This is a genomic window from Microbacterium sp. 67-17 (assembly GCF_001898325.1).
Classification (GTDB): domain Bacteria; phylum Actinomycetota; class Actinomycetes; order Actinomycetales; family Microbacteriaceae; genus Microbacterium; species Microbacterium schleiferi.
Genome location: NZ_MKTR01000033.1, coordinates 1 through 21,122 on the forward strand (window position 1 = coordinate 1; position 21,122 = coordinate 21,122).

23 protein-coding genes are annotated in these 21,122 nt (G+C 65.6%); 14 read left to right on the plus strand and 9 right to left on the minus strand.

Annotated features, from left to right (window positions below):
• Nucleotides 1-900: ATP-binding protein (locus BGO47_RS12970; protein WP_366246892.1), on the plus strand; the 900-nt coding region annotated here is incomplete at its 5' end.
• Between the two features lie 348 nt (nt 901-1,248).
• Here the strand turns inward: BGO47_RS12970 and BGO47_RS12975 are convergent.
• The 7 genes from BGO47_RS12975 to BGO47_RS13005 form a co-directional block, all read right to left on the minus strand.
• On the minus strand, nt 1,249-2,865 hold the full coding sequence (locus tag BGO47_RS12975) for a hypothetical protein (protein WP_292712530.1): 1,617 nt from the start codon (nt 2,863-2,865) through the stop codon (nt 1,249-1,251).
• Nucleotides 2,866-3,053: 188 nt separating this feature from the next.
• Complete coding sequence (locus BGO47_RS12980; protein ID WP_292712532.1) at nt 3,054-4,409, minus strand: phage major capsid protein; 1,356 nt, start codon at nt 4,407-4,409, stop codon at nt 3,054-3,056.
• A 618-nt stretch (nt 4,410-5,027) separates the two neighbouring features.
• Nucleotides 5,028-5,285 (minus strand): WhiB family transcriptional regulator, encoded by a 258-nt coding sequence (locus BGO47_RS12985; protein ID WP_292712534.1) that lies wholly within the window; start codon nt 5,283-5,285, stop codon nt 5,028-5,030.
• On the minus strand, nt 5,282-5,836 hold the full coding sequence (locus tag BGO47_RS12990) for a hypothetical protein (protein WP_292712535.1): 555 nt from the start codon (nt 5,834-5,836) through the stop codon (nt 5,282-5,284). Before BGO47_RS12990 ends, BGO47_RS12985 begins: the two co-directional genes overlap by 4 nt.
• Nucleotides 5,837-5,949: 113 nt before the next feature.
• A complete protein-coding gene (locus BGO47_RS12995; RefSeq protein ID WP_292712537.1) occupies nt 5,950-6,267 on the minus strand; it encodes a hypothetical protein in 318 nt (105 codons plus the stop codon).
• Nucleotides 6,268-6,955: 688 nt separating this feature from the next.
• Nucleotides 6,956-7,444, minus strand: coding sequence for a hypothetical protein (locus tag BGO47_RS13000; protein WP_292712539.1), 489 nt, complete (start codon nt 7,442-7,444; stop codon nt 6,956-6,958).
• Between the two features lie 87 nt (nt 7,445-7,531).
• On the minus strand, nt 7,532-8,914 hold the full coding sequence (locus BGO47_RS13005; RefSeq protein WP_292712541.1) for a recombinase family protein: 1,383 nt from the start codon (nt 8,912-8,914) through the stop codon (nt 7,532-7,534).
• A gap of 121 nt (nt 8,915-9,035) precedes the next feature.
• Here BGO47_RS13005 and dprA point away from each other — a divergent pair, with 121 nt between their 5' ends.
• The 4 genes from dprA (at nt 9,036) to BGO47_RS13025 (ending at nt 12,374) form a co-directional block, all read left to right on the plus strand.
• Entirely contained in the window at nt 9,036-10,205 is a 1,170-nt protein-coding gene (gene dprA, locus BGO47_RS13010; protein WP_292712543.1) for a DNA-processing protein DprA, read from the plus strand.
• Between the two features lie 29 nt (nt 10,206-10,234).
• Complete coding sequence (locus tag BGO47_RS13015) at nt 10,235-10,762, plus strand: DUF2087 domain-containing protein (RefSeq protein WP_292712544.1); 528 nt, start codon at nt 10,235-10,237, stop codon at nt 10,760-10,762.
• 76 nt (nt 10,763-10,838) lie between these two features.
• Nucleotides 10,839-11,738, plus strand: coding sequence for a tyrosine recombinase XerC (locus tag BGO47_RS13020; protein WP_292712546.1), 900 nt, complete (start codon nt 10,839-10,841; stop codon nt 11,736-11,738).
• Between the two features lie 60 nt (nt 11,739-11,798).
• Nucleotides 11,799-12,374: a hypothetical protein gene (locus tag BGO47_RS13025; RefSeq protein WP_292712548.1), complete on the plus strand. Its 576-nt coding sequence runs from the start codon at nt 11,799-11,801 to the stop codon at nt 12,372-12,374.
• 30 nt (nt 12,375-12,404) lie between these two features.
• Here the strand turns inward: BGO47_RS13025 and BGO47_RS13030 are convergent, their stop codons facing one another.
• Nucleotides 12,405-12,959 carry a M23 family metallopeptidase gene (locus BGO47_RS13030; protein ID WP_292712550.1) on the minus strand — a complete coding sequence of 185 codons (555 nt, stop codon included), beginning with the start codon at nt 12,957-12,959 and terminating at the stop codon, nt 12,405-12,407.
• A gap of 328 nt (nt 12,960-13,287) precedes the next feature.
• Here BGO47_RS13030 and rpsB point away from each other — a divergent pair, with 328 nt between their 5' ends.
• The 9 genes from rpsB (at nt 13,288) to BGO47_RS13075 (ending at nt 19,906) form a co-directional block, all read left to right on the plus strand.
• Entirely contained in the window at nt 13,288-14,172 is an 885-nt protein-coding gene (gene rpsB, locus BGO47_RS13035; RefSeq protein ID WP_292712552.1) for a 30S ribosomal protein S2, read from the plus strand.
• Between the two features lie 81 nt (nt 14,173-14,253).
• Nucleotides 14,254-15,081 carry a translation elongation factor Ts gene (tsf, locus tag BGO47_RS13040; protein ID WP_292712553.1) on the plus strand — a complete coding sequence of 276 codons (828 nt, stop codon included), beginning with the start codon at nt 14,254-14,256 and terminating at the stop codon, nt 15,079-15,081.
• 86 nt (nt 15,082-15,167) lie between these two features.
• Nucleotides 15,168-15,890: a UMP kinase gene (gene pyrH / locus BGO47_RS13045; RefSeq protein ID WP_292712555.1), complete on the plus strand. Its 723-nt coding sequence runs from the start codon at nt 15,168-15,170 to the stop codon at nt 15,888-15,890.
• 47 nt (nt 15,891-15,937) lie between these two features.
• Nucleotides 15,938-16,492, plus strand: coding sequence for a ribosome recycling factor (frr, locus tag BGO47_RS13050; RefSeq protein ID WP_292712557.1), 555 nt, complete (start codon nt 15,938-15,940; stop codon nt 16,490-16,492).
• An 8-nt stretch (nt 16,493-16,500) separates the two neighbouring features.
• Entirely contained in the window at nt 16,501-17,508 is a 1,008-nt protein-coding gene (locus BGO47_RS13055) for a phosphatidate cytidylyltransferase (RefSeq protein ID WP_292712559.1), read from the plus strand.
• Nucleotides 17,509-17,545: 37 nt separating this feature from the next.
• Nucleotides 17,546-18,136, plus strand: a complete 591-nt coding sequence (locus BGO47_RS13060; RefSeq protein WP_292712561.1) for a DivIVA domain-containing protein — start codon at nt 17,546-17,548, stop codon at nt 18,134-18,136.
• 56 nt (nt 18,137-18,192) lie between these two features.
• A complete protein-coding gene (locus tag BGO47_RS13065) occupies nt 18,193-18,882 on the plus strand; it encodes a transglycosylase SLT domain-containing protein (RefSeq protein WP_292712563.1) in 690 nt (229 codons plus the stop codon).
• A 9-nt stretch (nt 18,883-18,891) separates the two neighbouring features.
• Nucleotides 18,892-19,176: a hypothetical protein gene (locus tag BGO47_RS13070; RefSeq protein WP_292712565.1), complete on the plus strand. Its 285-nt coding sequence runs from the start codon at nt 18,892-18,894 to the stop codon at nt 19,174-19,176.
• A 1-nt stretch (nt 19,177) separates the two neighbouring features.
• Nucleotides 19,178-19,906: an alpha/beta fold hydrolase gene (locus BGO47_RS13075; protein ID WP_292712566.1), complete on the plus strand. Its 729-nt coding sequence runs from the start codon at nt 19,178-19,180 to the stop codon at nt 19,904-19,906.
• A gap of 3 nt (nt 19,907-19,909) precedes the next feature.
• On the opposite strand, the gene BGO47_RS13080 is transcribed toward BGO47_RS13075, so the two are convergent.
• Nucleotides 19,910-20,974 (minus strand): AI-2E family transporter, encoded by a 1,065-nt coding sequence (locus BGO47_RS13080; protein ID WP_292712568.1) that lies wholly within the window; start codon nt 20,972-20,974, stop codon nt 19,910-19,912.
• Between the last annotated feature and the right edge of the window lie 148 nt (nt 20,975-21,122).

Here is a 21,122-nt window from a genome sequence, read left to right on the forward strand (position 1 = left end):
CTCCGGACTGATAGCCATGGTCTCCATGATGTTCTCCTTCGAGGTGAACCCCACTCACACAGACCATCTGACACCCCCATGCTCGCGCGGCGGCTTCCGAGTATCCTGCCACCCCTGAATGACGAGGCCGCGCTGGCTGCGGCATCCATCCGTTCGCTCTCGGGGAGCGCGGTCACTCACCTCTCCCGTGTTCCACCGTTCGAAGCGCCGCATCACAGTGCGAGTGCTGCAGCCCTCGTCGGCGGCGGTACCCGGGCTCCGCGGCCTGGCGCGATCGTCCGCGCCAGCGAGGGCGTGTTGTTTCTGGACGAGGCTGCAGAGTTTCCCACGACAGTGCTCGATGCGCTGCGTCAACCCCTCGAGTCCGGGAACATCACCGTTCACCGGGCCGGATACACGGCATCCTTCCCCGCGCGATTTCAGCTTGTTCTGGCTACTAACCCGTGTCCGTGCGGAAACCGCGGGCTTCGGGATGCCGTGTGCGAATGCCCGTCGCAGGCTATCCGCCGCTACCAGAACCGCCTATCTGGCCCGCTTCTCGATCGCGTCGATATCGAGCTGACTCTGCTGCGGGTAGGTCGTGTTCCCGAGGCCCGGGGAGACCTCGACTCGGATCGGGCTCGAGCGCTCGTGATCGAGGCCCGTGATCGGGCCGCGCGACGCCTTTCGACTACGCCCTGGCGGCGAAACGCCGATGTGCCGGGCACATGGCTGCGCTCCGGCGCCGGGGCGCTCCCGCCCGGGGTTCGCGCCCCGCTCGATGGCGCCCTGGCGCGGGGAAGTCTGACCCTGCGCGGCTACGACAGGGTCCTCCGGGTCCGCAATACCGCTTTTTTGCCTATGTGCGCGTTTCGGCACCACAGACGGGGCATTGCCACCCGCGAGGATGCTCAGACATGACCACCTTGCACGACTCACAGCGGGGTGTGGCAGCAGCCTCTAGATCGTCCACTGCGACATCCTAGGCGCGGAGATGTGCGGTCTGGCAGAGAATGTCACACCGGAGAATGTCACACCAACGATCCATGTACACACACGCATCCACAGAACACGGCGGGGTCACGTCTGAAATATGCGTTTGCTAAAAGAACGGCGGTGCTGTGGCCACGAGTTCAAGTGACACATTTGTGTCACGTCTGACTTGCTCGCGGCTGACTTCGACGGCGTGCCGAGCGTCATCGCACGGACTTGTTCGGGACTTCCGGCTTCCGGGAGCCGGAAGTGCGTGCGATAGCTCGGGTGAGTGCGTTACGCCCCCCGCATCGCGAACAGCAGCTCCTCAGCAGCCGACCGCCCGACCTGTTCCTCACTCATCCCCGGCTGCGGGTACACCACAACCTGAGCGCTCGAACCGGACTGTTGCGGTACGGACTTCACCGCCGCCACGGCTGCGGCGACAGCGGCGCGTTCCATGGACCGCTGCGCCTCATCCAGCGGAGACACGATCTCCCGACCGCCAGGGTTGTCGCCGATGATCGCCGCCATAGGCCCGGTCGTCACACCACCGTTCGCGAGGCGCGGGAGGTTCACTGTCGGGATGTACGCGAGCTCGATACCGAACGCACCACCGACCGCGTTCACCCCGTCGATCATCCCGTTGATCAACCGGATAGCACCGTTCACCCCGCCCTCGATCCACCCGAGGATGCTGTTCCAGATGTTCTTCACGATCCCGACGAAACCGTTCCACACGTCCCCGAAAATTTTCCCGACCTGAGTCCAGATCGACTCCCAGTTCTGGATGAAGAAAATGAGGGTGTTCGTGAGCCACCCGATGAAGCTGTTTTCCCACAGCCACCGCACCACAGTGACGAGGTTGTTCCACGCTTCCTGGAAGAAGTTCCCGACCTCAGTCCACACACCGTTCCACCAGGTCAGGAACCCGTCGATCACGTCGGAGATCCACGACATGAACCCGGACCACACCTCGGTGATCCACGCGACCACGGTGTCCCAGTTGTCGACGAGTAGCCAGATGCCGGCGATCAGGAGACCGACAGCGGCGATGATCGCGATGATGAGTATGACGATCGGATTCGCGGCGGCTACCCACAGCGCGACGTTCAGGGCGATGATTGCGGCGGTCAGGACGCCCACCGCTATCGCGAGGGCCTGTACTACGTCGGGGTTGTCGGCCATCCAGTTCGTGACGGTTGTTCCGACATCGACGAGGGTGTTGAGGACAGGCACGAGCATTTCGCCGACGGTTTCCTGGATGTCACCGAACCCGGCCTCGAGGATCGCCATCTTCCCCGCGGTCGTGCCACCCATCGTTTCCGCGAAACCACCCACGGTCCCGTCAAGACCCGCGATGAGCTGGTCAAAGTTCCCCGCCGCATCCCCCGTGTCGGTGAAGTCAACACCGACATCTTTCAACGCGCGACCCTGACCGAGTACCGCTTTACCCAGATCCTCCGCAGCGGTCGTGACATCCTTCCCCGTCTTCGCCGCATAGTCAGCCATCAACGGGGTCAGCTGCTGGATCTGCTCCCCGGTGAGCCCAAACTGTGCGAGGGTCGCTTGTGACGCCGCCAGCTGGTCGTCATCGAACCCGGTCTTCCGTTGGATCTCCGTGTTCAGAGCGCGCATCGCTTCGATGTTGCTGTCTGCGAGCGCGGGGAACTTGTCGAACGCAGCCAGGAGCGCGGCTTGTGATTGCTCGGCCTCCGCGAACGCATCCATCGACGACACAGCGAACGCGCCCACAGCGGCGACTACTGCTGCGGATGCGAGGGTGATGCCGGCGCGTGCGGAATCGAACTTCGAGTTCGCGCGGCCAGCCGCGTCGGCGGTGTCGTCGAATGCTTTGACGGCTGAGGACGCGTCACCGACGATCTTGACGGCGAGTTCACGAGTGGTAGCCACGGGGGCCTCCTACGGTTGTGGTGCAGTCGGGTGTGTGGGGGTCCACGCCAAACGGCTTCGTTGGGTGGACCCCCGGGATGTCGCGCTGGTCGCTACGCAGATGACGTGCGGACCATCCATTCCGCGATCCCCGGGAAGATCGAGAGAAACGGGGACGGTGAGGTTGACGCGACAGAGAGGAGGTGCCCTTACGCTCCCTGCAATGCCTTGTACACGGCGAACGCGGTGGGTCGGGCGAGGTTGATGTCGCCGCGCCAGTGGACCGCGAAGCCGATCTCACCATTGACTGCGTACAACTCATCGAGTCGCTGGATGGTGATCTCGAGACGCTGACCGATCAGCAACTGTGACCAGTCGCCGGCGAACACATCAGTGGCGGTCGTGAGAGTTCCCTGTGTGTACTTCGGGATCTTGGTGGTCACGATCCGTTCCAGGTCAAGAACATCCTGCGGTGCCCGGAGAGGCTGGTAGGTGGAGTCGTACAGCTTCGCGAGCTTGCGGGCCATCTTCGAGGACCAGATGAGCGCGTTGGGCTCCTCGCGTCCGTCGCGGACGGTGTAGATCGTGTCCAGGATCTCGTTGTACGCCGACGCGGCGGTGATGCTGGTGCCGTTGGTCGCGGTGACACCGGCTGTCGCTCCGAGCACCTGGGATGCGCTGTCGTACGCCAGGAGACGCTTGAGCACACCGTGCGGGTTGACGTCCTCATCGAGGTTGATCGATCCCGCGCCCGATTCGATACCGCCGTAGAGGGCGACAAGGTCCAGGTGCTCAGCGAACGCCTTCGCGATCGCGGTCGTCACGATCTCGTCGGAGTTGGGTGCGTCCTGGAAGAACTCGATCGACCCCTTCACGATCGTGCTCATCGTCTTCGCGGTGAGTGTCACATTGTCGAACGTCGGGTCAGACGGGGTAATCGTGCCCGACTCGGCGCGGAATGCGACAGTGGGGTCACCAGTCAGTCGGCCGATCTGGACGGTCTTCGCTTCCATCGGCACGATCGTGGCCCCGGCACGGGTCACCGCTGCCTCCTCGCGCGCCCGGTCGATGATCTCGGCTGCCCACACTGTCGGAACGATCGCGGAGCCGCTTGAGGTCGACAGTGCCCGAAGCATCTGCCCGATGCCGCCATGCTGCGCGATCATGAGCTGATCGGAAGCGTTGCGGCGAGCGCTCTCGCGTTCGATGACGGGGTGAGAGCGGAACGACTCGCCGGCCCGAAGTGCTGCGCGTTCGCCAGTGTTCGAGTCGATCCATGCGTCGCCACGATCGCGGACAGTGTCATCGGCGCGGGGGGTCACGGCGGCTCCAGCGGAATGTCGCTCCGTCGCGGCGGCGGTCATGCGCTCTTCGTCCGCGATGATCTGCTGCACCTCAGCGAGGTCGCTGCGGGCCTGCGACAGTTCGCCGGGGATCTGCGCCGCGCGGGCTTCCTGCGCGGTTGTCAGCGTGGACAGACGGGTGATGGCTTCGCCCTCGGCGCGGAGAGAAGCGATCTGCGCTTCCAACTGCGAACGACGGCCAGAGAGAGTAGTGGTAGCCACAGTGGCCTCCTAAAGGTCAGGCACCGCGAACGGCGCACTCTGATTAGTGCGTCCCGTTTTTGCGGTCATCTGCCTGCCTGGTCGCTCAATCTCGGCAACCAAAGCCCGTGACGTTGCCGATCGATGGACCTCTGCAATCTCGAGAGCGAACCTTCGCTCGGCAATTTCCATTTTACCGGCCCCGCCCGACACAGCCCGAAAGTGACACGCTCACAGACCCGCCAGCCCCTCGAGGGTCGTTGCGATTCGCGACCTCTGCGCGAGCCACGATGTCCAGCCAGATCCCATCGCTCGAGCGGTCCAGAAGGAGCTCGTCCATCCACTCCAGCACCCTGGAGGAGATCAGAGCGACCGTCACCGAATCCGCCCCGATCATGCACAGGTGCTCCAGGACCGCCTCACGATGCTGAGGGCGCGCGATCAGCATCGCAGCAACATCCCGCGTCCGCTCATCCGTCCCACACGGCTTCAACTCACGAGGCATGTCAGACCTCCCGAATGTCAGACCAGACAAACCCCCGTGTGTACAAAAAGAAGACGGCGGGGTCTTGTGTGGTCCTAGTTGATCCCTAAAACTCGCGGTCTCTCGCGGGGTTGTGCGTGTCAGGGGAGCGGGGTTCACGGTTGGTCCTTTCGTGGTCGGCGTTGGTAGGTTCGTCCGGCCCAGATGCCGGCCGGGGGTTTGGCTGTCTCGGCGTACTCCCGGCAGGTCGTTCTCAGCGGGCACGGGCGGCAGATCGTCAACCCGATGTGTGCGACCTCACCCGGCGGGAGCTGGTCGTGGTCGAGAGTGAACCGCGGGTCATCCCGGCAAGCAGGATCGTGATCGTTGAGGGCCTGCGCGAGGTTGGTGAGTGCGTCGGATGCGCGGCTCATGCTCTCACCCACTCGCCCGTGTCGGACTCGACCCATGACTCCGGAAGACCCCCAGAGCCGGGGACAGCGGTAGGCCAGTCGGTGATCTCGGCGGTTTCAGCGTTCACTGCAAGGTCTTCTTCTCCTTGCCTGCCTTGCCTTGCCTGTCCTTGCCTTGCCTTGCCTGTGCTGTCCCCCGGGACTGTCCCCGGGGAATGTCCCCCGGGACTGTCCCCCTCTTTGGAGCGCTGACGACGCTTCTTCGTCCGCTCACGACGCCGCATGTTCTCCAGTACTTCGAACTCCGCACGAGACGTTTGGTCGCGTTCGTAGTCGGTGATGATCCACGCATCCGCCCCGGACACAGTGAGTAGTCCTGCCGATACCAAAGCGTCAACAGTGGATTGGTCGAAGGTGGGAATGAGGGGGATGTCGTCGCGTTCGATGAGTCCATCGGTGCGGTTCGACACGGCCCAGACTGTCGCCATGATGAGGCTCGATCGGGCGGCGGGCGACAGTCGCAGGATGCGGCGGTCGTTGAGGTAGCGTTCTGGTACTCGAGCGTCAGCCATCGCGTACACCCGCAATATTTCTGTGGGGATGCCCGCCACGGCGGCCTAGAATGGGGGTGAGAGATGCAGTCTTCTGGCCGTCCCGTTGGCACGCGGGGCGGCTTCTCTCTTGTTCAGGCATCACGCGGCTCCCAGATCGCCGCGGGGTTCCCGAGGTCCGAGTGTCCGAGCATGGGTGCTTCGACCACGATCCCCTCGCGCACGAGCTGCGCGCGGGCGGTGCGGATCCGCTGCGGGGTCACCTGTGGGAAGTACGGGTGCGGGACGCGGGCGTTGTACTCACGGATGATCTCGTCATCGGTGCGGGGGCACTGACGGAGAATCCGCAACACGGCGGTCTTCACCCATCCAAGGGTTTCCGGGTTCGCGATCAGATCAGCGGTGCTCGACGTTCCGGGGTCGAGGGCCATCGCGCGCTTGCGGGTGCTCATGCCGCACCTCGCAGGATCGACGCGAGGCGGTCGCGCTGCTCGGTGGTCAGCGGTGGCGCGGACGAGACAACGCGGCGGATATGTTCTTCTAGCCGTTCCGCGCGTAGCTGTTGGCGGAGATCACCGACGTCCGCGGATGGGTTTTCGCGGAGGGTATTGGCGATCTTCGATCGCGTGTGAGTCCATCCCATGTCTGGAGTCCTTCAGGGCGTGTTGAACTGCCCTGCTACTCACAGGTGGGGGTTTCCGTCGTACTTATCTCGCCCGATCGGGGCGGTGTTGCCTATTCCAAATTAGGCGAGGGGCTAGATTCTTACGATCTCGACACGCGGGTTCGCGCGCATCGCAACAAGTCGTGATCTGAGGTTCTGTTCCGATACCTGGCTTTCGCTCCCGCAGACCGGACAGATAAGGAGTGCCTTTCCGGGTTGGCCTGCATCTTCGGGCAGCACGCCATCGGACATCCTGTAGGTCCACACGTCGTCGCCGTCTGCGGGGTCAGCCCACATGCGGAAGCGCCCCATCTCGGAGGTTGGATGCCTCCGACAGTAGTAATCCACGCCGACCACGCGACGTCCGGAACGGGTTATGTGCCCCGTGTGGATTGTTGGTGGGTTTCGTCTGCTCATGTTGTTCCCCGATGCGCGGTGCCGCCTAGTCTCCCAGGCGGCACCCCCGACGTTCGTCTCTAGTCGACAGCGTGAAGGTTCCTGAACCGCGCAACGTTCGCGGCCACCAGGCACTCATGGCAGAGACCCGGCGCGCGTGTTGTTGCGCTCCCGCACTCGTCACAGCGCCCCGAGACCGCGGCCTCGAGTGCGTCGGCAGCGGCGATGAGTGCCAGTCCGAGATCGCGCGCGTTCTGCGACCCGAACGACATCACGAACGTCGGCCCGCCCATGCCATGGTTGCCGTGCTTGACGTAGATCGTTTCGAGATTCCACACGCCTGCATGACTTACGCCCTGCTGCATATACACCTCCTGATCGTGAATTCCCGCGCGGGAGAAGAACGAAGTGCGGTGGGAACCAACTGGAAGTGCCTCTTCCACGGCTGTCGACCCGGGCATGATCTCTGTGGTCGCTACGCGATCGCCGGTGTGTTCCGTGCACCACTCAGGGCATGGAAGGGCAGCCCGGATAGTGGGGATATCGCGGGTAACATCAATGCTGGTCATGATCGGTTTCCTCTTTCGTGATCCATTTGCCCTCGTCGCGCTCCACCGCGGCGGGGGCTCTTTCTTGCCCTCGGTTGAGGGAAGTCTCTAGGTGGCCTCCGACAGCCAGTCAATCCCGACAGTTTCGGGTCTGAATGTGTGGGTGCCGCGGCCGACCGGGTGCATTGTGACGCGCATGAGCGTCGAGATCGCGGCACGCTTCCTCGAGAGGCTGAGCCCGGCCCATGCGGCGGCGACGTCAGCCGCTCCGATCAAGTCGCCGAGTGTGTCGACTTTGCCCGCGTCGGCCAGGTCGTGTTCCACCGTCGCGAGCCGTTCCCGGATGCGTTCGGTTGCCGCGCGCAATTGCGAGGCGGTCAACGCACCGTCTGCGAAGTCCACCGCGAGTGCGTCGAGCCGTTCTCGGAGTCCGACAGCTTCGTCTTGAAGCGCGGCAACGTCGGCGGTGTGCGACTTCGACAGCAGGTCGCGAGCGTCTGCACGCGACAGGCGCGCGACAACCACGGCGGACACGTAGTCCTCGACAGGCTCCGCGCGGCGCGAGAAGTGCCCGAGACTGCCGCTACAGCGATACCCGCGAACACCGCGCCGCGCGTTGCCGCCCGCGTGCACGGTGGCACCGCAGATCCCGCACACGGCAATCCCGGTCAGGAGATGGCTCGGGGAGCGGCCTGCGGTTGATCGTGCCGGGTTGGTGACGATCGCTCGGCACGCCTCCCACGTGGCTTCATCAACAATCGCCGGCCACTCGGCGGGCTCGGTCATGATCTCGCCCTTGTACCGCACCCGTCCGGCGTAGCGAGGGTTCAGCAGCACTGCCCGAACCGAGCCCGCTCGCCAGGGTGACGGCTCCCCGGCGTGCCCTGTGCGGGCCTGACGCGTTTGTCCCGTCACGAACCCTCGACGGTTCCACTCCCGCGCGACCGCGGCGAGAGAGGAGCCTGTGAGGACCTCCTGGTAGCCGTCACGGATCGCCGACGCTTCGGCGGGTCGGATCGTCTTGCCGTCTGCATCGAAACCGAAAGGTCGACGGCCACCTACCCACCGTCCGGACCGGGCGCGCTGCTCGTTCGCGCGTGTCTGCCGCTCGCCCTTGCGTCGCGCCTCGAAGCGAGCCATCGCGGTCAGCACGCTCGCCTGCATCTCACCCGACGCGGACGTGAGGTCCAACTCTCCCTCGAGCGTGGTCACCGCGATGCCTGCCGTGATCAGGGTCGTGAGATCCCGCTGTGTGCGGAGGAGCCGGTCGAGGTTCACGGCCACCACGACGTCGAACGAGGATGCCTCAGCGAGCATCCTGCCCCACGCCGTGAGCGGTCCACGTGGCTTCGATGCGCTGGTGTCGTTGTCGAGGTACTCGGGACCGGCTTCCCACTCGCGCGCTGCGATGAGGGACCGGCACCGGTCGAGCTGCCGCTCGATACCCTCGTCAGCCTTCACCGACTGTCTCGCGTATATCGCTGCCCTCATAAGACAAAGGGTAAAACACAATGCACCTGGTGGCGTGGACGCTCGCCGATCTCGAGGGGGAACGGATGCCGACACCCGACCACATCGGGCGCGCTCTCTTCTTGAAGAGAGGAACCGTGGCGTGATTGATCCGCAGCGTGCCCGCGACGAGCTCGGCCCGCTCGTGACGGGCGCACTCTCCGACGACGACATCCTCGATCGATACGCCCGCGTGGTCTGGAACAGTCTGACCGAGCCGGGTGACGCGGCAGCGGGGATTCTGACAGGGTCGCTGGGGGCTTTCGAGGCGCTCGGGCGGGTGCGGCGCGGGGACATCAGCGACAGCATCCTTGAGCCTGGCGAAGCGCGCGCGGCGATGCAGCGATGGGAACCGAGGATGCGGCCCGGGACGGTGTCCGGCGTCGTGCGCACAGCGCGTGTCGCCCGGCTCCGGCTGGTGACACCAGCTGATGAGGCGTGGCCGGATGCCGTCGATGATTTGGGAGTTCACGCGCCGCTGGCGCTGTGGGTTCGCGGCGACCCACGATCCATCGCGGCGGCGTGCGCTGGTGTAGCGATTGTCGGAGCGCGTGCTGCCACGTCCTATGGCGAGCACGTCGCGGGGGAGCTGGCCGCAGAGCTGACTGCCGTGGGGATCCCCATCGTCTCGGGTGCGGCCTTCGGGATCGACGCCGCAGCCCACCGCGCGACCCTCGCCGGGGGCGGCCGTACGATCGCCCTCATGGCAGGGGGCCTGGAGCGGGCCTATCCGCAGGCCCACACCGACCTCGTCGAGCGCATTGCCGCGACGGGAGCTGTCGTCGGGGAGGTTGCGCCGGGCTCTGCTCCCACGAAGTGGAGGTTCCTCCAGCGAAACCGGCTTATCGCAGCCCTGTCGGCCGCGACAGTCGTGGTCGAGGCCGGGTGGCGCAGCGGATCGTTGAACACTGCGCATCACGCGAGCGCCCTGGGTCGCCCCGTCGGAGCAGTGCCGGGACCCGTCACGAGTGCCGCTTCGGCGGGCTGCCACCGGCTGCTTCGCGAGCTCCAAGCGACCTGCGTCACCACCGCTGCCGAGGTTCGTGAGCTGATCGGCTGGGGCGAGCTCATCGGTGCCGGCGACGGCGAATCCGCGATGCGCACCACCGACGCAACGCGCGTCCGCGACGCTCTCAGTGCACGGGTGGCGAGGACCTCTCAGGAAATCGCGCGGCGCAGCGGCCTGGGTATCGCCGATGTGCAGTCCCACCTGGGAATCCTCCACCTGAGTGGCGCGGTGACGGCTGACGCGGGAGGCTGGCGTCTGGCGTGAGAGGCTCGGGGCGAGGAGGTCAGGCGCAGATGACACAGGAGACAGGCAACCGGTGGCGTCCGGTGATTGCCGCGCTCGCGAATCCCGACGTCCGCGTCGCGTTCGGTTTGTTGCTCGGGGGAGGAGACCTCACCGGCTATCTCGACGCGAAGTCGCCGTCCCGGCGCGCGCACATCGTGCGGGTGTTGACCGCCTCGGGCGCGGTCCGCGCTGAAGGGGGCGTGCTGGCGCTTGAACCGACGGTGTTCGCCGACATCCTTGCCGATGTGTCGCGACGAAAAGCGACGGGCATCGGAAGGTTCCTTGTCAACGGGCGCATCACGCAGTACCCGGCGTCGCTCCGCGAGCGCGATGATCTGTTGCGATGGGTTGCCGAGCGCGTGCTCGAGCACGGTGAGACCGTCTCGGAACCCGTTCTCACCGGCCGGCTCCGTGTTCTCGCCGATGACACTGCTCTCTTGCGGCGGTACCTGGTCGATGCTGGCTTCGTTGACCGGAGCCGGGATGGGGCGGCGTACACGCTCAATGAGAAAGGCGCGCAGTCTCTGTCCGCCTGAGCAGGCGACAGCGGGTCCTCGCGCCACACCGCACCGTGCCGCGGTTCCGCGCGGTCAGCTGAGGCATCCTGTCTGCATGGACATCTCCGAGGCGGCAGAGCACTACCTGCGCTATGTCGGCGACGTTCGCCGGCTGTCTCCTGCAACGGTGCGGGCGTACCGGTCGGATCTCGCCGACCTGGCCGACGCGACCGGACCTACCCAGATCGGGGATGTGGACCTTGAGATGCTGCGGAACTGGATGTGGCGTGCGAGTGAGCGCGGCGAGGCTCGGTCCACCCTCGCACGGCGCGCAGCCGCGGTGCGCACCTTCTTCGCGTGGGCGCTGAATGCGAACCTCATCGACAGGGATCCGGCGGTGCGCCTCGTTGCCCCCAAGCGCGGGCGCACCCTCCCGAAGGTTGCCTCCGCCGACGGGCTCGCGCAGCTGCTCGATGAGCTCGGGCAGTCAGCGGGCGCTGGGGGCGACGCGGTTGAACTGCGTGATCACGCCATGCTCGAGCTGCTGTACGGGGCGGCGCTGCGCGTCTCGGAGCTGTGTGCTCTGGATCTGACGGATCTCGATAGAGAGCGTCAGACCGCGCGCGTCTGGGGCAAGGGATCGAAAGAGCGGGTGGTGCCGTACGGGGGTGCCGCAGCGCGCGCGCTGGAGGCCTACCTCGTGCGAGGCCGTCCGGCTCTTGCCGTGACCGGAACCGCGCACCGCGCGCTCTTCCTCGGAGTTCGCGGTGCGCGCATCGGCTCGCGTTCCGTCTATGACGTGGTTGCCCGCCGCGTCGGCGTGCTGAGCGGTGGGAACATCGGTCCGCACGCTCTGCGACACTCGGGTGCTACTCATCTGCTGGATGGTGGTGCCGACCTGCGTTCGGTGCAGGAGATGCTTGGCCACGCGAGTCTCGGCACGACCCAGATCTACACTCATGTATCGAGCGAGCGACTGACGGCGAGCTACCGCCTCGCGCACCCACGGGCGTAGACGGCAGAGCACCGCCCACGACGTCTCGGACGATCAGCGCTTCCCGCGTAGGGTTATTGCATGCATGCTCCGCGCCGCACGCTCGGTGTCGCCCTGGCCCTCGCGACGACACTCGCGCTCGCCGGATGCATCGCCATCCCGGGACCCCGCGCCACCGTCGTTCCGACGCGTGGAGCCGTGACCCCGGTTCCCTCGCCCTCCTGGGAAACGCACGTCCCGACGCCGGCGCCGACAGCCACGGTCTCCCCGACATCGGCGCCTGATGCGCTCTGTGTGAACGGGCGAGCCATCCTCGCCGGCAACGATGTCGTGTTCTCGCTGACGGCCGACTGCGCTGAGGTGACGATCGCCGGCAACCGGATCGTTGTGCAGATGGGCGGGTCAGCGGACACCGTCTTGCTCCAGGGAAGCAACAACGATGTCACGATCGGCACCATGGGCGATGTGCGCATCGAGGGAAACGACAACAGCTTCGTCAGCGGCCCGATCGGCTCGCTGCAGATCGCTGGTGACCGCATGCGGATCGACGCTGACGGTGCGATCGGCGACATCACCGTCAACGGCAACGACAACACGTTCAGCGCATCCGGATACGGCACGATTCAAGACAACGGCGGCCGAAATGTCTTCGGCTGATCAGGTCGCCCGAGGCTGATCTGATCGCGGCTAGCCACAGCACGGGAGCAGAACAGCTCGGGGCACGCCGCCCAGCAGCACCAGTGGGTTGATGTATTCGCCCTGCCAGCGCACACCGAAGTGCACTGCTCCGACGGGCGTGTGGCCGCCCTCGCTCACGACACCGACCTCGTCACCTCGCGCGACCCTGTCGCCCCTCGAGAGGGGAGAGGTTACGGGCTCCAGCGTCGTCACGAGCCCGTTACCGTGGTCGATCGTGATCAGATCCCGATCGACCACGCGGCCGCTGAACTGCACGACGCCCGCCGCGGGCGAACGGACGGTCCGGATGCCGAAGAGAGCCAGATCGACGCCACGGTGCCCCGGCCCGTAGCGATGGGCCGGTGCGACGTAGACAGTCAGAATGCGGAACCCCGACACCGGCCAGATCCAGTGATCCGCCATCTGCGCGGGGTCCGCCGATCGCAGCGTGTGTGTACCTGATCCGAACACGGGAGGCGCCGCGGACGCGGGTGAGGATGCTGCCAGTCCAGCGGCAGAAGCGAGCGCAAGGACAGCGGTCAGGACGCGCCGAGAGTGTGCCATGCGATTCAGCATCCGCTCGGTGCCCGGGTTCCCCGGCTGATCGTGCCAGTCCGGGGAAAGAAGCCGGCCTTGGCAGGTCTGGGGAGGAGATCGCCAGTCGCGGCATTGCACCTCTCGCGGCCGCCGCCGCTGGTACACTGGGAGGGCATCCCGATCTCGGGGTGACTTCGCGTGCCCAGGGCCTGGCTATCAGTCAGGTGGCACGACTTCCATCGGTCTGCGCTCGCCAGAGCACAGCGGAAGCGTGTCGGGCGCCAGGATCGTCGGTCGCCGACCGGCGAGATCAACCGTAAGAGACGCGAGAGTGCGTCAGCAAAGGAGGACGGCCATGGCCGTCGTTACGATTCGCCAGCTGCTCGACAGCGGCGTGCACTTCGGACACCAGACCCGCCGGTGGAACCCGAAAGTCAAGCGCTTCATCCTCACCGAGCGCAGCGGCATCCACATCATTGACCTGCAGCAGTCGCTGACCTACATCGACAAGGCCTACGAGTTCGTCAAGGAGACCGTCGCCCACGGCGGAACGATCCTGTTCGTTGGCACCAAGAAGCAGGCGCAGGAAGTCATCGCCGAGCAGGCGACCCGCGTCGGCCAGCCCTACGTCAACCAGCGCTGGCTCGGTGGTCTCCTCACCAACTTCGTCACCGTCTCCAAGCGCCTTCAGCGCATGAAGGAACTCGAGGAGCTCGACTACGAAGACCCGGCAGCGAGCGGCTTCACCAAGAAGGAACTGCTGATCAAGAAGCGCGAGCTCGACAAGCTTCACAAGTCGCTCGGTGGTATCCGCAACCTGCAGAAGACCCCCTCGGCGATCTGGGTCGTCGACGCCAAGCGTGAGCACCTCGCGATCGACGAGGCCAAGAAGCTCGGCATCCCCGTGATCGGCATCCTCGACACCAACGCCGATCCCGACGAGTTCCAGTACCCGATTCCTGGCAACGACGACGCGATCCGCTCGGTGGGCCTGCTCACGCGCATTATCGCGGATGCCGCCGCTGACGGTCTCATCCAGCGCCACCAGCCGGCAGGCGAGGCCGAGGTTGCTGAGCCGCTCGCCGAGTGGGAGCGGGAGCTTCTCGAGCAGGGCGCACCGATCGTGACCGACGTCGCTGAGGTCGAAACCATTGCGACCGAGTCCGAGGCCGACGCTGCCGGCGCGGCTGCGCACGAGGCCGTTGCCGGTGACGCGGACGCTGCCGCCGAGGCCAAGTAAGCCGATCGACATCGCTCCGGTGGCGCCAATGCGCCGCCGGAGCATCCACGAGAACTCACCACGAACAAGGAGCCACCACCCATGGCAAACTTCACGATCGCCGACATCAAGGCGCTGCGCGAGCAGCTGGGCACGGGAATGGTCGACACCAAGAAGGCACTCGAAGAGGCTGACGGGGACGTCGAGAAGGCCGTCGAGATCCTGCGTCTGAAGGGCGCGAAGGGCAATGCGAAGCGTGCCGACCGCTCGACGAGCGAGGGCCTCATCGCGGCCCGCGAGCTGGGCGGCAAGGTCACGCTGATCGAGCTCGCGTGCGAGACCGACTTCGTCGCGAAGAACGACCGTTTCGTGGCTCTGGCAGACAAGGTCGTAGACGCTGCTGCCGCGATCGGTGCGAACTCGGTCGAAGAGGCCCTGGCTGCGTCTGCAGGTGTGGGAACCGTCGAGCAGCTCATTTCGGACGAGGCAGCGATCATCGGCGAGAAGGTCGAACTTCGCCAGGTGCGTACGATCGAGGGCGAGAAGTTCGAGATTTACCTGCACAAGACCAACAAGGATCTCCCGCCTCAGGTGGGCGTCGTGTTGGCCTACACGGGTGATGATGCAGAGACTGCACGCGCGCTGGCGCAGCACATTTCCTTCGCGAACCCGTCGTACCTCTCACGCGATGATGTTCCGGAGGCCGACGTCGAGAAGGAGCGAGAGATCGTCACCGAGATCTCGCGTAACGAGGGCAAGCCCGAGGCGGCACTCCCGAAGATCGTCGAGGGTCGCGTGAACGCCTACTTCAAGCAGGTCGCTCTGCTCGACCAGGACTACGCCCGAGACAACAAGCTCTCGGTCGCCCAGGTGGCGAAGGACGCGGGCCTCACGCTCACCGACTTCGCTCGATTCAAGGTCGGCGCGTAAGCATCATGTCGAAAGGGTCCGCACCATGCAGTGCGGGCCCTTTCTGATGTGCTTCAGTAGGTTGCAGGCGACAAGAGGAGACGTACGTGGCGGATGAATCGACGGGGCGCCGGCGCGTCCTGCTCAAGCTTTCGGGGGAAGCTTTCGGGGGAGGGCAGCTCGGGGTCAACCCGGATGTCGTCAGCCAGATCGCGCGCGAGATCGCTGCGGCCGTGGACGAGGTGGAGATCGCCGTCGTCGTCGGCGGAGGAAACTTCTTCCGCGGCGCCGAACTCAGCCAGCGGGGAATGGACCGTGGTCGGGCGGATTACATGGGGATGCTCGGCACCGTCATGAATGCGCTGGCGCTGCAGGACTTCCTCGAACAGGCCGGCGCGGCAACTCGCGTTCAGTCTGCGATCTCGATGACCCAGGTCGCCGAGCCGTACATTCCGCGCCGCGCTGAACGTCACATGGAGAAGGGGCGCGTCGTGATCTTCGGGGCAGGGGCCGGGCTTCCCTACTTCTCTACCGATACCGTTGCGGCCCAGCGCGCGCTCGAGATCGGTGCGAGCGAGGTTCTCGTCGCGAAGAACGGCGTCGACGGCGTTTATACGGCTGATCCGCGGAAGGATCCGACCGCCACGCGCATCGACCGGATTACGTACCTTGACGCGCTGCAGCGCGGCTTGAAGGTCGTCGACTCGACGGCCTTCAGCCTGTGCATGGACAACGGCATGGACATGCGAGTGTTCGGGATGGAGCCCGAGGGGAACGTCACGCGCGCCCTTCTCGGCGAATCGATCGGCACGGTCGTCACGGTCGGCTGAAAGCCTGCCGACTAGACTGTGCAGGTCACACGCAGTAAGGAGTCGCCGTGATCGCGGATGTCTTGACCGATGCCGGAACCCGCATGGATCGTGCAGTGGAGGCCGCGAAGGATGACTTCGCGACCGTACGCACGGGCCGCGCCAACCCGCAGCTGTTCCAGCGGATCATGGTCGACTACTACGGTTCGCCGACCCCGCTTGCTCAGCTCGCGTCGCTGAACAACCCCGAGGCGCGAACTTTGGTGATCAATCCCTACGATAAGTCGGCGCTCAAGGCGATCGAGCAGGCGATTCGGGATGCCCCGAACCTCGGCGCGAATCCGACCAACGACGGCACGATCGTCCGCGTCACGATGCCGGAGCTCACCGAGGAGCGGCGCAAGGAGTTTGTGAAGCTCGTGCGCGCCAAGGCCGAGGATGCCAAGGTGCACGTGCGCGGCATCCGTCGTAAGGCCAAGGACGACCTCGACGCTCTCAAGAGCGACATCGGGGAAGACGAGCTTGGCCGCGCCGAGAAAGAGCTCGATGCGCTGACGCGCGCCCACGTCGACCAGATCGACGAGGCGCTCAAGCGCAAAGAAGCTGAACTTCTCGAGGTGTAGCGGTCGACATGACCGATGACCGTTCCGAGGCGCGCGTCCCTGGTGATTCCGCCGGGGATGCGACGGAGAATGCCGACCCCGGCTTCCAGACGCAGATGCGCACTGCGCGGACTGAGTTCGAGCACCATGTTGCGCACGCGCGCGCGGAGTTCGAAGAGGCCAACGAGCGCATCAAGAAGCGCACCGGTAGAGACCTGATCCTCGCGATCCTCATCGGCGTCGGTATCGGGGCTGTCGCGCTGCTGTCGCTGATCTTCATCAAGTGGGCCTTCGTCTTCTTGGCTCTCGGCGTCGTCGTGCTCGGCGTTGTCGAGTTCTCGCGGGCGCTGGCGGGCTCGGATCGCCGCATTGATCTGGCGCCGCAGATCGTGGCTGCAGTCGTGGTGCTCCTCTCTGGCGCATTCCTCGAGCTGTGGCTGCACTGGGTTGCGCTGTTCGCTGCCTTGGCTTTCGTTGTCGTCTGGCGACTGATGGCTCAGATGGCGGCTGGTGACGGTCGTCGATACTCCGCTGTCACCAGTGACGTGCTCGCTGGCACGTTCGTGGTGTTCTATGTCCCGTTCCTCGCGAGCATGGCGATGGTGCTCCTGCGGCAGGACGGCGGGGAGTGGTGGATCCTCGCCTTCATCGCCGTCGCTGTGGTTGCCGACACCGCGGCGTATGCCGCCGGACTCAGCTTCGGGAAGCATCCGATGGCCCCCCGGATCAGCCCGAACAAGACCTGGGAGGGTTTCGCGGGAGCCGTCGTGGGCGCTGTCGTCGCCGGCATCCTGCTCGGGATCTTCTTGCTGGGATTGCCCTGGTGGGCCGGTGCCATCCTGGGGGCGGTGATTCTCGGCACGGCGACGACCGGCGATCTCGGCGAGTCGATGGTCAAGCGCGATCTCGGCATCAAAGACATGAGCTCATGGCTGCCCGGACACGGGGGAGTCCTCGACCGGCTCGATTCGATCCTCCCGTCGGCAACAGCGGCACTGGCGCTGTACTACCTATTCGCGCCGCTTGTGGCAGCATGACGTGGTGTAACGGCGTGAGGCTGGTATCCGAATGACAATGACTTCTTCTCCGGCGTCGGCAGCGCCCGCCGTTCCCGAACCGGCACGTGCACTGTTCCCCATCACACGCGGACGTGTGAAGGGTTACGAGCGCGCCGCCGTCGACAGCTTCCTCTCGCATGCACGGGAGGCCTTCGAGTCTCCGGGCCACCCGTCGATGACATCGGGCCAGATCCGGGCTGCTGCTTTCCCTCTCGCGCGTCGCGGGTACGAGATCACGAGCGTGGATGCGGCCCTCACCCGAATTGAGGATGCCTTCGCCCGACGGGAACGCGATGCTGCCATTGCCCGGGTGGGGACGGATGTGTGGATCGCCCGGACGCGGCGGGACGCCCAGACTGTCCTCGACCGGCTGCAACGGCCGTCGCGTCGTCGCTTCCAGCGGACCGGACCTCTCCGTTACGGATACCGGGTCGACGAGGTCGACTTCGTCATGAACAAGCTTGCGCGGTATCTCGAGACCGGGAGCGGCGCGACCATCGAGCAGGTCCGTGGCGTCGCGTTCCGTATGCAGCGCGATGGATACCGCGAGGTCCAGGTCGATGCTGTCCTGGACGCCGTCGTCGAGATCATGCTCGCTGTCGAGTGAACCCGCGCGTGGCTCAGGGCGCGAGCTCGACTGGGTCTCGATAGAATCGGGTCATTGTGACCGATGAAAGCCGTGGCGTAGAGGTAACCGCACGTGCGAGCGCTGAGCTCGCCCGGCGGCGTTCCAGCGCGCCGCCCCGGGCAACCGCGGCCCCGGTCGGACACTGGTCGAAGCGCCGCGGCGTGCTCGGCGTGTTCGCTGCCATGGCGGCATTGGGGTTCGTCGCGGCCAACGCCGGCCCCAGCGGGATGGCTTTCGCAACCGCAGAGGATGACACGCCAGAGGCGGTCTCGCTCTATGCGAGCTCGATCGTCGACGCACAGTCGATCCTCGTGGACACGGATGCTGAGCCGGTCGCTTTCGATCCGGATCGCGGCGGCTACGAGGTGTACGTCAAACCCAAGCCCAAGCCGACCCCGGTCGTCGCATCCAGCGGCGGAGCAGCAGCGCCGTTGTTCTACTCCGGCGGTGGCTCACCCGCGGAGTGGATGTCGGCGGCGGGGATCGCCGAGAGCGATTGGGGGTACGTCGACTATGTCGTCTCCCGAGAGAGCGGGTGGAATCCCAACGCGACGAACCGTCGCTCCGGAGCCTGCGGTCTCGTTCAGGCGTTGCCGTGTAGCAAGGTTCCCGGCAGCGGTTACAACCCGGTCGACAACTTGCGGTGGGCTAATGGCTACGCCGTCGGGCGCTACGGCAGCTGGGCCGGCGCTTACAACTTCTGGGTCAACAACCACTGGTGGTGACCGGCGAGGATGCCACGATCTCATCGTCGCCGACCCGAGCCCGCCGGCGATGACGGGCTCGAACGCCTGATCGCGGGCTGGAAGCGAACGGAAGTACGCCGCGGCGTGGAATGGACGGTGCAGCCGGTCTCGGCGGCCCAAGCCACGAAGTCGTATGCATGCCCCGGGTGCGCCCGCCCTATCGAGCCGGGGGCCGCCCACATCGTCGCGTGGCGCGCGGACGGTGTACTCGGTGACGCCGCGGACCTCGCGGCGCGCCGCCATTGGCACTCACACTGCTGGAGGATCAGCTGACATGGAGATTCGCGGACCGATGCTGCTTCCCGCTCGCCGGGAAGATGTCGAGCTTCACACGCAGGACGGTCTGCGTCTGGTCGGTGAGCTCGCCCTGCCCGCAGAGCGTGCCCCCCACGCCACGCTCGTCACCCTGCATCCGCTGCCGACGGCGGGTGGATTCATGGACTCTCACATCTTCCGCAAGGCGGCGGCGCGGCTGCCCGCCCTCGCCGATCTTGCGGTCCTGCGATTCAACACCCGGGGGACGACCTCCCCGCGCGGCACCAGCGATGGTTCTTTCGACGGCGGTGAATCCGAGCGGTGGGATGTCGCGGCGGCGATGTCGTTCGTGGCGGAGCGTGGTCTGCCTCGCCCGTGGATCGTCGGATGGTCTTTCGGGACCGAACTGGCGTTGAAGTACGCAGCCGATCACGATGTCGAGGGAATCATCCTGCTGTCGCCGCCGCTGCACCGCACCACCGATGACGAACTCGCGGGCTGGGCCGAGGATCCGCGGCCGATCATCGTGCTCGTTCCGGAGTTCGATGACTTCTTGCGCCCCGACGAGGCTGCGAAGCGCTTCTCCGTTATCCCGCACGCCACGCTCATTCCGGTCGAGGGCGGTCGTCACCTGTGGGTGGGTGAGAACCAGACCAGGACGGTGCTGACCGAGATCGTCGCGGCCATCAACCCCGACGCTTTGCCGCTGCCGACCGAGTGGGATGGCGATCTCGGCGCGCCCGCCTGAGCATCAGCGCTCGTTCTGCCGGGGGATCACCACCTGGCGGTAGATGATCAGGACGCTTGCCGCCGCCGGGATGGCGATCAGGGCGCCGAGGAGCCCGAGAAGCGAGCCGCCGGCGAGGGCCGCGACCACGACGACTGCCCCGGGGATCGCGACGGCGCGACTCATGATGCGGGGCGAGATGACATAGGCCTCGAGCTGCATGTAGATGAGGTAGTAGATCGCGGCGATGAGCGCGATCGTCGGCGAGCCCAGGCCCGGGATCAGACAGGTCAGCACGATGATCGTCGAGCCGGTGAGCGTGCCGACGAGCGGGATGAGCGAGAACAGCAGGGCCACAACGGCAAGCACCGCCGGGAAAGGGGCCTCGATGATGCTGAGGAAGATCCAGCTCAGGATGCCGTTGATGACGCCGAGGCTGACCTGACCGATCACGTAGTAGCCGACCGAATCGGTGATCTGCTCCGCGAGATCGACGAACCGCTGCCGCTTGGATGCCGCGACGAGTTGGTACACGGCCTTCTTGAGCGAGGGGATCGACGCTGTGAAGTAGATCGTCAGGATCAGCACGATGAAGGCGCCGAACAGGCCGCTCGCGATGGTGGCACCGATCGCGAGGATGTTGCCGCCGATCGACCCACCGATCGACGCGAAGTCCAGATTCTGAAGCCACTGCAAGATGTAGGCGAAGATGTCGTCCCAGGCGAGCATGGGGAACACCGTCTCGAGCCACGCCTGCAGCTCGTCAGGCCACGAGGGGTTCTGGAGGATGCGGGTGACTTCGACGACCAACTGCGTGATCTGTTCCACGATGATCGGGAGCACCATCAGGATCACGCCGGCGAAGATGCCGAGCACGACGACGATGGTGGTGAGAACCGCTGCCCACCGTGGCACGCGGCGTCGGATCAGCCACGAGACCATCGGTTCGAGGCCGAGCGCGAGAAACAGTGCGGTACCGACGTAGAGCAGGATCGTCGACAGCGTCTGGACGCTCGCGATGAGCAGGAGTCCGAGGCCCACGCCGAGGGTCGCGACGAATGCGACGCGGAAGGGGTTCTGCAGCTTCACGGCACCTCGTTCTCTCTGACGCGACTCGCCTGGCGATCAGAATACGCATAGCCGGGGCTGAGACGGTGATGCACCCCTTCCCTGGGGACTTTCAGCACATGTTCGCTAGTCTGAAATGTCGAGTTTTCCGGTGTGCGACGACGTCCGC

Bases quoted from the DNA above. Each gene is read 5' to 3' on its own strand.
- BGO47_RS13055 (WP_292712559.1), top strand. From the start codon at position 16,501: ATGACCGATGACCGTTCCGAGGCGCGCGTCCCTGGTGATTCCGCCGGG.
- BGO47_RS13075 (WP_292712566.1), top strand. From the start codon at position 19,178: ATGGAGATTCGCGGACCGATGCTGCTTCCCGCTCGCCGGGAAGATGTC.
- BGO47_RS13070 (WP_292712565.1), top strand. From the start codon at position 18,892: ATGCCACGATCTCATCGTCGCCGACCCGAGCCCGCCGGCGATGACGGG.
- BGO47_RS13060 (WP_292712561.1), top strand. From the start codon at position 17,546: ATGACTTCTTCTCCGGCGTCGGCAGCGCCCGCCGTTCCCGAACCGGCA.
- BGO47_RS13015 (WP_292712544.1), top strand. From the start codon at position 10,235: ATGACACAGGAGACAGGCAACCGGTGGCGTCCGGTGATTGCCGCGCTC.
- rpsB (WP_292712552.1), top strand. From the start codon at position 13,288: ATGGCCGTCGTTACGATTCGCCAGCTGCTCGACAGCGGCGTGCACTTC.
- BGO47_RS13005 (WP_292712541.1), bottom strand. From the start codon at position 8,914: ATGAGGGCAGCGATATACGCGAGACAGTCGGTGAAGGCTGACGAGGGT.
- BGO47_RS13020 (WP_292712546.1), top strand. From the start codon at position 10,839: ATGGACATCTCCGAGGCGGCAGAGCACTACCTGCGCTATGTCGGCGAC.
- tsf (WP_292712553.1), top strand. From the start codon at position 14,254: ATGGCAAACTTCACGATCGCCGACATCAAGGCGCTGCGCGAGCAGCTG.
- BGO47_RS13025 (WP_292712548.1), top strand. From the start codon at position 11,799: ATGCATGCTCCGCGCCGCACGCTCGGTGTCGCCCTGGCCCTCGCGACG.
- BGO47_RS12990 (WP_292712535.1), bottom strand. From the start codon at position 5,836: ATGGCTGACGCTCGAGTACCAGAACGCTACCTCAACGACCGCCGCATC.
- BGO47_RS12985 (WP_292712534.1), bottom strand. From the start codon at position 5,285: ATGAGCCGCGCATCCGACGCACTCACCAACCTCGCGCAGGCCCTCAAC.
- BGO47_RS13000 (WP_292712539.1), bottom strand. From the start codon at position 7,444: ATGACCAGCATTGATGTTACCCGCGATATCCCCACTATCCGGGCTGCC.
- BGO47_RS12995 (WP_292712537.1), bottom strand. From the start codon at position 6,267: ATGAGCACCCGCAAGCGCGCGATGGCCCTCGACCCCGGAACGTCGAGC.
- BGO47_RS13030 (WP_292712550.1), bottom strand. From the start codon at position 12,959: ATGGCACACTCTCGGCGCGTCCTGACCGCTGTCCTTGCGCTCGCTTCT.